Genomic DNA, 9,015 nt, shown 5'->3' with positions numbered 1-9,015 from the left:
TCAGAGCGCAATCTTTACGATGGTTGGCAGCCACAGCTAAAAACTATCGAAAAAGAAGCTAATGAGGCTTTGTCTGTATCCACTCAGCTAGATATTGATCGCTGGATTGGAGACTGGGCTGCGGAAACTACACCAGGACAAAACGACCTCGTATTAGTGGAGTTAAACTCAACCATTCCTCACACCTCAAGCAATGCACTTGTTTTAACGAATAATTTAAATCCAAATTTGGATGTTTCATTCGAAAAACTAGATGAATATAAAGGGAAGTTTGAGCAATACCAAAAGGGTGAGAAGTTCTTTTTCCAAGGTTGGGGTTGGAATGCATTCGGCGTTGAACCTGCCAAGATGAAAAAACTGGAACTTTCTTTTCATCGCCCACAACTACAGCATATGAAAGCTGAAATCGTAGACTCTCCACTAGGTGGGCAATACTTAAGTATGTTCTTTTTTACGAATTCGGCATTCTGGTCAACGTGCGATCAAGAAGCTCTCATTAATAACGGCGATAGCGGAACGACTGTCTTTGATAGCAACAATTACGCGGTCGGTGTTGCAAGTCGAGTGAGCGGTGAAGATTGTGGACAAGTTGCTGAGTTCACATCATTTCTTGGTTTTGATAGCCTTTTCCAAGCGGCAATTAATGACATTATCGCACCGTCAGAATTAAACATTCAGGTACCAACTTCTCAACAGCAATTTGTACACTCATTTGACGTGCAAAATTTCAGTTCTAATCGTATTGCTGTCGCGCCGATTTTGCTTGGTGCAAGCTCATTGAGCCTTAAGCATAATTGCCCTGAAACACTAGCGTATTTCGAGCACTGTCGTGTAACGATTTCAGGGGATAGCACAGAAGATAGCACAAGCGGTCAAGTTCAAATCAACACAAACAAAGTGATACCAATTTCGCTCATCAAAAAGGATTTTTCTCAACTCGAAAAGCCAGAGTTTCCGGCGATTCCGAAAGAGATTTACTTTGAAGTGGATGCAGACAGCCCTGCAATCGTAGAGCACGAGCCAATTGATGTGAGAGCACTAAGCACACTTGAGAACCCGCTTGATTTCGCGTTAGTTTTTGAAGCAACGCCACTCGATAGTGAAGATTATGTGCCTGAGCAATGGTGGATTTACGGCGAAAAGAAAGACGCTGTAAACCTCTCATCCAATCCAGAAAAAGGCATATACAAAGAAGCAGTGACGCATTGGACACTCTCATTTGATACCAAAGACCATCGAGCAAGACCGGGCATCTATAAAGCAGTGTACCGCACGGCAGATAGCTCAACAGTGGTTAATGTCACCGTAGCCTACAGAAAGGATGAAATAGACTCAGACACCGGCACAGATCCAGATACTGGTACAGACCCAGATACCGGCACAAATCCAGACACCGGCACTGAACCAGAAACAGGTGGAAGCGCTGGCAAGTCGGGAAGCGGTGGAAGTGTTGGCATGTTCGGACTAATTGCTTTACTTGCTCTCGGACGATTCCGAAAGAGAAAATAAACCACAAAAAAATGCAGCCAGTTGGCTGCATTTTTTTATGGCTTAAATTTGGGATCATCTTTCCAGCTATCATCCTCCGGTAGAGGAATGCCAGCAATTGTTTTCTTGGTATCGCCTGTTGAGGGAGTTCGGTTTTGACTCAATTTTGCAGAAAGTCGAGCAATTTGTTCACTTGCATACTCAAGTTCTCGACTTGTTTTTCCAAACTCTTCATTTGCGTTTGAGAAGAGTTTAACTGTTCGTGCAACAAGTAGTTCTGACGCTTCAATTTGTGATTGTCTGATTCGATCGCTTTCAATGCGTTCAACAATTTTTCGGTAGACTGTCCCAAGGCTTGAGGCATTTCTTCGGTATTCTTGGACATAGGTTTTAACTCTTCCAAGCATGACTGTAACTGCTCCAAATTTCCCAAAAAAGCCTTGTTCATTCTCTGCTCGATTTCCGTCATAGTGTCCCCCTCGACTATTAGCTAAAAGCTGTTCTCTTAATGTTGGTCTTGTTTTTGGAGCGTGATTTCTGCTTGTTGTATATCTGCTTGAATCGCTGCCAACTTCGCGCTTGTAAGCATCAAGACGCTCGCTGAGGCTGCTATCGATACCGCTATCGATAGAATGGGAATTATCAGCCACTTTCTCATTCTCTGGCTTTCTGCGTTGAGCATTGCCTTTTCCAGAGCCGTCACGCTTGTGCTGTCTAGCCTTTGCATGACGTTTTTGGTTTTCCTTTGCCTTTCTCTTAGAAGCGCGAGCATAAAAGTCTCTTGCTCGTTCAAGACGTTCAGAGCTTGCTGCTGTGTAGACTTGCTTTGCAACGCTAACCTTTCGACCAAGGTCGGCTCGTTTGTCGCTTTTGATGATCTGCCCGGTTGCGTCTTTGTCTGGGTCAAATTGGTCACTGTAGATTTCTCCCTGTAAGCGAATCGGTCGTTTCCCGTTGGGGTTTTTTATCGATATCGATTTGGGTTTGATAGGGTTCTTTGTGTCAGCCAGCTCAACGCCAGAGACAAGAAGAAAATTGATTAACTCATCACGGTTGCGAATCGCACCGTTAACAATTGCCTCTTCAATTAAGGCGTGAATAGATTCTTTTGAAGCTTTAATACTCTCAGGCATGTACTGAGCATTGCGTTCGATTTGACGTTGGTTTGCAGGGTCGTCAGGGTCGTGCAGCCCAAATGTGATGTTTTGGATTTTCTTCCATGCATCGATGCGAGATTCATCCTTGGCATGGTAATAAACATTGAGCTGCTTCCCCGTTCTCAAGTTGATTCGAGGCACTACAAAGTTAAGCTCCAATCGTCCTTTGTCCGTATGCGTTACCCACAAACAATCGTAATCAGATTTATCTAGACCAGGGAGTAACGCTTTTTCGAAATCATCCATTAAGTACTCAAGCTCAGAGCGCGTGAAATGCTCCAAAGGTTCGGTAAATGACAAGCAGCCGCTTGTGTACTTGGTTTTGTAGTCGCAAGAATGAATAAGTGACTCCGTAACCTCTGGTGAGCCACGCTCTAGAATGGCTCCCTCCCTCTCAAATTCTTTCCCGAGCAGGTAGCGAACTGGACCAAGATTGTTGAGGTTTTTCCCTTGATTAAAGAACTTAACGATCATCAGCTTCAACCGAATGCATCTGAATTAAATGATTCAACTGTCCCTCTAGGACACTGAGCTGCATAAGCAAAGCACTAGAATTAAATCCCCCATTTGCAAACTGAAGATGCACCTTTCTAGAAATCTGGTTGAGGTTGTTACCGACTGCGGCAATTTGCCTCAACAATGCAGGGTCAACAGGCTTAAAACTCTTCTGCTGCTCTTTCAGTTCTGCGCTCTTTGCTTTGTGGACATGTGTCTGCAAAGCAAGATTTCGCAACCAAGCAGCAAGAGGAACGGAGCCTGATTTTTGATTCAAAACTCCCCACTCATCCTCGGTAACACGAATTTTTACCTCGTGCTCTCGTGGGGTCGATTCGAGCAACGGCACGGACTCATAATTCAACGCAGTATTTCGAATCCAAGTTGCCGGACTGCCAATAGCCTTGCTCTTAATTTTCTCTAACTCATCCAGTGAGAAGAGAAGATTGACCGATTTGTTTCGACGCTGACTTTTTGTGTGGTCCATGATCTTTTTGTCTCTGGTTTTTAAAAAGGGTCAAGGGAAATTCCCTTGCCAGCAACATGTCCCTCAACGAAGTTGAGATACGGGACATGTTTATGCTGGCTCATTAAAGCTCTGTGCGCTTAGTGAATATCAGAAAGGCTAACAGTGCGCTGAAAATTCGTACAGTTTCAGCGCAAAAAAAAGGCGGATTTTGTGACGGTCACACGGGGGTGAATTATGGTGAATTATGGCTTCAGAGAGGCAGTGGCAAGGTTTGGGTGAGGGTTATATTGCGCATTTGTAATTGAAAGACTCGCTACGCTCGCATATTCAACAACAAACCGTGCGCTAGGTATAAGAGGTTTAAAAATAATGATATTGAAGCAGTAAAAAAAAAGCGGCTAAAGCCGCGAGTAATGAAGTCGCTCGCAAGCTCGCTCAGCTCCACCAACAGAGATAATGCTGCCTCAAGAGGCGCGAAATTTGCTTATTTCGGCTGTGCCGACCCCTACCCAATTTCGACTCTTTTTGAGTGAATTTGAGCATCATTTTGGTCGCTTTCAGAATTAAGGATTTCTCCCCTTATTTCGGACTGCCCTGCGCTGTGTGTTAGGCTCTACGCCCCCATTCCAGTCACACAACACTAATCTGTTATTCCTTTTCCGCTTGTCCCCTCTAGCAGCTAAAAGGGGCGGTTTTATCGGGCTATTTGCCTAGTTGAGATTAGTGCCTTTACCTGCCACCTTTGGAACTTCCCTTGGTCGGTGGCTGATACGCATCGCTCTATCCAAAACATCTTGATCCAAATAGAGTGCAGGAATACTTGAAGTGCTTTAACGATATGGCTATCATGAAAGGACTTACAAACGGCGTCTAACCAGTAAGTATTCCGACTAAACCGACCTTGCAGGGTCGGTTTTGTCATATCTGGGGTAAATATTATGCGTCAGACTCGCTTGAAGCAAGGCTTTGATCTCGAAAAAGATCTATTTTGCAGTAAATGATCATTTTAAAATATACACTTTATATTTTAACTCTTTAGCCACACCCCCTCTCAAACGCCCTTAAAACCTATACCGCACCGCAGTGCCGTAGCTAATCTGAGTCTTTTTTCAGATTAGTCGGAGGTCGAGGAAGCGGACTACCTCACCCAAGTATTCCGAATTACCACAAATAACAGTAATTACACCACTTGAAACGTGGTGCAAAAACCATTTACAAAAGTGTGACGTGTGCCTTTTGATTTCTGGTGCAAAAATCAAGATTTGTTTGTAATATCAACTCAAACAAAGCACGGAGATTGATAAATGCACTTAGAACGCCTAAACACGTCAGACGTATGCGAGCTAGTCCAGAATGGACGCATACACGCCAAAGTGGTTAATTCAGAGCTGAAACTATTCATTGACGAACTGGACGCTCATTCACTACTTAGAGATATGGTTGCGGCAGCTCGCTGCAGCGACTATTTGATACAAGACGCGATGCAAAAGCACATAGAGTCAAATGACGCTCAACCTGAGCCGATCATTATCGATTTGCATGTAAGCATGTTGTCAAACCACGATTTCATTGAGAGCGCGATTGCATTCGTCGATAAGCAAAGGTTTAATTTAAAATTCAATGTCTTCGGCACGGATAGCACGATGTCGAAGCAAATCACGACACTAATAGAGCACCACGTTGCGCTATTGGTTAAACACAACATGCTCACTTCTGAATCAATTGCGAAGGGAAAAAATCATGGCATCGCAGTCATTTGAAAACAACGTCTCAAACCTTGAGAAATTCATCCAGTCCAGCAATCGAGTTGCTGCACTAGATTGGGACTACATCGAGCCACCGACCACACCCGAAGGAAAATTGCCAGACCCTTGCTCAGAACTGCTCACTGAGCTTCTAGACGCGCATTTGTGGTTAACACCAATCACCCAATGGGCGGCGAAAATCGATAAAAACGCCTCAAGCTATTTCGATAAGGTGCAATCCAATATCCAGCTATGTATCTGGCAGCGAAAAAGTAAATCGTTCTATATGCATAACGTCCATGCACTCATAGATGAAATGCACTCCATGCTAGAACGCACCGAAGAAATTCGTAAAGCAAACTCGAATCACGGTGGGAAAAGAGAGGGATCAGGACGAAAAAAGGCTACGCCAACCAAGCAGATCCGAATTGATGCTGACTTAGCTGAACCGTTCAAGGAGCTTTCAGAGCTGTATCGAGGACAGACTGACACAGATAAAGCGTACCTACTGGAAAACGTCACGGCGGTTGGTGTTTCGTTTTGCCAAGAAAAGGCAGCAAAGCACGCTTTAGATGACTAGTTTTTTTGGTGCGCATCATTGGTTATATGTTAAATGCTCAAAATCATTGCTAAAAAACCACTCTCAACGCGCTGTAATGCTCGTAGGGCGGTTTTTTAGCATTATTCCTTGCCTATATAGCCAAAAATCGAATTGAAAGTTTGTGACGCTTTTCAGCCACTTTTAACTGTATTTTTGGGGCTTATCGTTTGAGTTAATTTTCACTGCCAACAGGCAAAAAAAAACACTTTCCTAGAAAAGTGTTTTTTGAAATGTGGGTTAACTTAATTGAGTGTGCCGTATTGAGCTGTTTTCGTCTGAGTGACGGCATTCCCTTGGCAATAATCGATCACGTTCTCCGTGAATCGGTTTGTATCAACACCTGTTTCAGTCCTGGTAGTAACAATCGAACAAGAGCGGTTTTGATAGGTTGGACCGCTGTCTAACTTTTTGACGGCACTAGTTAATTTTGATTCCTCGGCTTTTCGGCTCGAAATCAATGTGCTGATTTTATCGTTAGTATCTGCGTTTCTTTCGGTTATTGTATGGAAACTTCTACCTAACGAATCTAGAGTGGTTTTCTGTGTGTTCGCTTTTGCTAGAGCGGTTTGATATTGCGACTTCACCGATGCTGAGTAACTTTCAAGGCTACCAAGCTCTCCCTCTAAAGAAGATCTCAATTCAGAAATATTTTTGTCCCACCCTTTGTACAGTGTTGCCGCTTCCGTCTGCGAGGCGTAGACATTTCGAATCGCTTGCCCACCGTCATATAAGTTTCCGGACGAATCCACGACTAGACGACCGTTAACGTAGACATTACCCGAGACATTCACATCCTTTTTAAATGTCTGTGTTCCCCCGAACACGTTCGACTGGTTGCGTTGAGCTAATTGCGAAACGCCGTAACCGTCGATTTTGCTAGCGTCAAACGCTGTCGAGTTCCTACCTAAAAGCAAAGAGTCCAGAGACGAACCATTACTGTATAGCGTCGTTCCGTTGGAAATGAGTCGTCCATTTTGATTAATCTGATTACCCACTTTGAGAGCGCCGCTGATTTGCGTATTTCCTACAACGTTTACCGAGTTAGAGAAGTCAGCATTTGTCGCAAACACATCACGCGCATTGAGGCTTCCGTTAATTCTCGCCCCTCTTGAAATGTTCCCTCGCTGAGCTGTGAGGTTTTTGTTTACATCGACATTTAAACCCGTGAGCGCACCACCTAGAGCCAAGCTTTGCATTGTCGTATCGGCAAGGGTTGCGTTTGCGTTTACCGTGAAATCATCATTCAGTTTTAGGGGGGCATTTAGGACGACATCGGCAAACTCTACTTTGCTCGTAAAGTTGATTGGGACAGCGTTATAGCCGCGAATAACGTCTACTTGAACTTCATCGGTTTCTAGAGTTTTAGCAACATTAAAGGTCGATGCTGTGGCGCTCTGAGTGAATAATGCTTTTTCGATTGTGGCAGTATCACCGTTGATTTCTGCAATCGATGCATCCACCGCTTTCACCGTTGCGGAAGTAAAACTATCGGCTGTCACATCGCTGCCTGTGGCGGCGTTGGTGGTTACCAAGTTTTGGATCATCAGGTTATTTGCTGTCGCGTCATTGTTGACAGTGAAGTCAGAAAAGTTGGCATTTCCAAGCACTGCAGAGCCAGAAATCTGCGCTCTAATGCTCGAGTTCAGCTGATCTAATGTCATCGATGTTGCACTTAAATTATTCACGTTAAGCGCATCGCTTAACTCAACCTCAGCGGCAAACAGTTTTTTAATGTCAGTAATGTCATTCCCCCCCATGCTCAAATCGGTCAACATTCGGTTGCCGTTATTCGAATCATCAACACGGTTGAGCATATTCTTCACGATCGAATTAGATTGCGGAGCTGGAACAAAGTACTCAAATGCCGTTCCCTGAACGTTCGAAGCTGTCAACGATGCGATGTATGACATCATTTCAACTTGAGTGTCATTTGTTGAATCGTGAGGATTAAAAACAAGCTCAAACGAGTTGGCAGAAAGCTTTGAGGAAAAGGCACCGATTGGCGTTTGTAAACTGCCGTTGAAGAACGGTTTCGAGCCAGTCGTTAAGGCATCCAAAGAGGTTGGAAACCCACCAAATTCAAGATAGTAAGCCGTGACCGCGGCTTCTAGTTGATAGAGCTTTTGGATAGTGGTGTTAATTTGGAGATTTCTTTTTTCCAAATTGATTAGACCAACATCAAGCTGGTCGGCAAATGCTGGACCAGGAACAAAAGCGGCAGCTATCAGGCTGAGTAAGACCTTTTTCATGAGGTTTTCCCACAAGGACACGTAACCGAGGCAAAGCCTGAAACCGCGCAACTGTAAACCCCTATAGTTTACATGACTTGCCAACAAGTAACAATTAACATACATTTGTGACAAGACACAAATCAAATAAAGGTTCGTAAATATGTCGAAGTCAGCCGCCGAAAGAAAAAAAGCGCAACGAGAAAGAGACAAAGCCTCAAACATAAGGGAGATAATAATAAGGGTGCATGAGGATGATATAGAGCACTTGCGAAAATTCGCAAAAGTTCTTTTAGATGAACGATTAAAAAACGCTCCTAAAACTTGACTATGTGACTAGTCACGGTTATTATTTAACCACCTCCACAAAATGGACTTTAGGCATGAAAAGACACATCTTACTTTTGGCTATCATCGGCTCATTCTCAGCGAACGCGGATGATATTTGTAACGATCCAAACTACTCCGACCGTGCACAATGCAACATCGATAATGAAGCGAATATCTTTAATTGGGTTTCTGATGCAGAGTATCGCGACAACATCGTTCAAGTGACGTATGGACCATCTAGCTGCGGCGGAATGTTACTGGACGGAAAATTCATTCTTACGGCACGACATTGCACTCCAGCATGGAGCAATTGGGAGCACGGCAATGAGCTGGTTGTATACGCTGGAACGGAACGAAAAGGAAAGGAAGTCTACAGAGGGCAAGCTTCTGTTTATTCTGCCGATAACGATACGCGCCTCATCGATTCAGAGCGCAATCTTTACGATGGTTGGCAGCCACAGCTAAAAACTATCGAAAAAGAAGCTAATGAGGCTTTGTCTGT

7 protein-coding genes are annotated in these 9,015 nt (G+C 44.0%); 4 read left to right on the top strand and 3 right to left on the bottom strand.

Annotated elements, in window-relative coordinates:
• The coding region (locus R7H07_RS23630; RefSeq protein WP_318128812.1) for a trypsin-like serine protease at positions 1-1,509 on the top strand (1,509 nt) is incomplete at its 5' end.
• A 35-nt stretch (positions 1,510-1,544) separates the two neighbouring features.
• On the opposite strand, the gene R7H07_RS23625 is transcribed toward R7H07_RS23630, so the two are convergent.
• Together R7H07_RS23625 and mobC are read right to left on the bottom strand one after the other, a co-directional pair.
• Positions 1,545-3,119, bottom strand: a complete 1,575-nt coding sequence (locus R7H07_RS23625; protein WP_107488264.1) for a relaxase/mobilization nuclease domain-containing protein — start codon at positions 3,117-3,119, stop codon at positions 1,545-1,547.
• Complete coding sequence (mobC, locus tag R7H07_RS23620; RefSeq protein WP_070363722.1) at positions 3,109-3,627, bottom strand: plasmid mobilization relaxosome protein MobC; 519 nt, start codon at positions 3,625-3,627, stop codon at positions 3,109-3,111. Before mobC ends, R7H07_RS23625 begins: the two co-directional genes overlap by 11 nt.
• 1,286 nt (positions 3,628-4,913) lie before the next feature.
• Here mobC and R7H07_RS23615 point away from each other — a divergent pair.
• Positions 4,914-5,369 (top strand): hypothetical protein, encoded by a 456-nt coding sequence (locus R7H07_RS23615; protein ID WP_169654108.1) that lies wholly within the window; start codon positions 4,914-4,916, stop codon positions 5,367-5,369.
• A complete protein-coding gene (locus tag R7H07_RS23610) occupies positions 5,350-5,934 on the top strand; it encodes a hypothetical protein (protein ID WP_169654107.1) in 585 nt (194 codons plus the stop codon). The genes R7H07_RS23615 and R7H07_RS23610 overlap by 20 nt, the downstream gene beginning before the upstream one ends.
• A gap of 263 nt (positions 5,935-6,197) precedes the next feature.
• Here the strand turns inward: R7H07_RS23610 and R7H07_RS23605 are convergent, their stop codons facing one another.
• The gene (locus R7H07_RS23605) at positions 6,198-8,204 is read right to left on the bottom strand and encodes a hypothetical protein (RefSeq protein WP_318128809.1); all 2,007 of its coding nucleotides are present in this window, start codon (positions 8,202-8,204) and stop codon (positions 6,198-6,200) included.
• 362 nt (positions 8,205-8,566) lie between these two features.
• On the opposite strand from R7H07_RS23605, the gene R7H07_RS23600 reads away from it, so the two are divergent.
• The coding region (locus R7H07_RS23600; RefSeq protein ID WP_318128807.1) for a trypsin-like serine protease at positions 8,567-9,015 on the top strand (449 nt) is incomplete at its 3' end.

The organism is Vibrio sp. Vb1127 (assembly GCF_033338735.1).
GTDB lineage: Bacteria > Pseudomonadota > Gammaproteobacteria > Enterobacterales > Vibrionaceae > Vibrio > Vibrio alginolyticus.
This window is presented reverse-complemented; position numbering and strand designations above follow the sequence as displayed.

Bases quoted from the DNA above. Each gene is read 5' to 3' on its own strand.
- R7H07_RS23625 (WP_107488264.1), bottom strand. From the start codon at position 3,119: ATGATCGTTAAGTTCTTTAATCAAGGGAAAAACCTCAACAATCTTGGT.
- mobC (WP_070363722.1), bottom strand. From the start codon at position 3,627: ATGGACCACACAAAAAGTCAGCGTCGAAACAAATCGGTCAATCTTCTC.
- R7H07_RS23615 (WP_169654108.1), top strand. From the start codon at position 4,914: ATGCACTTAGAACGCCTAAACACGTCAGACGTATGCGAGCTAGTCCAG.
- R7H07_RS23610 (WP_169654107.1), top strand. From the start codon at position 5,350: ATGGCATCGCAGTCATTTGAAAACAACGTCTCAAACCTTGAGAAATTC.
- R7H07_RS23605 (WP_318128809.1), bottom strand. From the start codon at position 8,204: ATGAAAAAGGTCTTACTCAGCCTGATAGCTGCCGCTTTTGTTCCTGGT.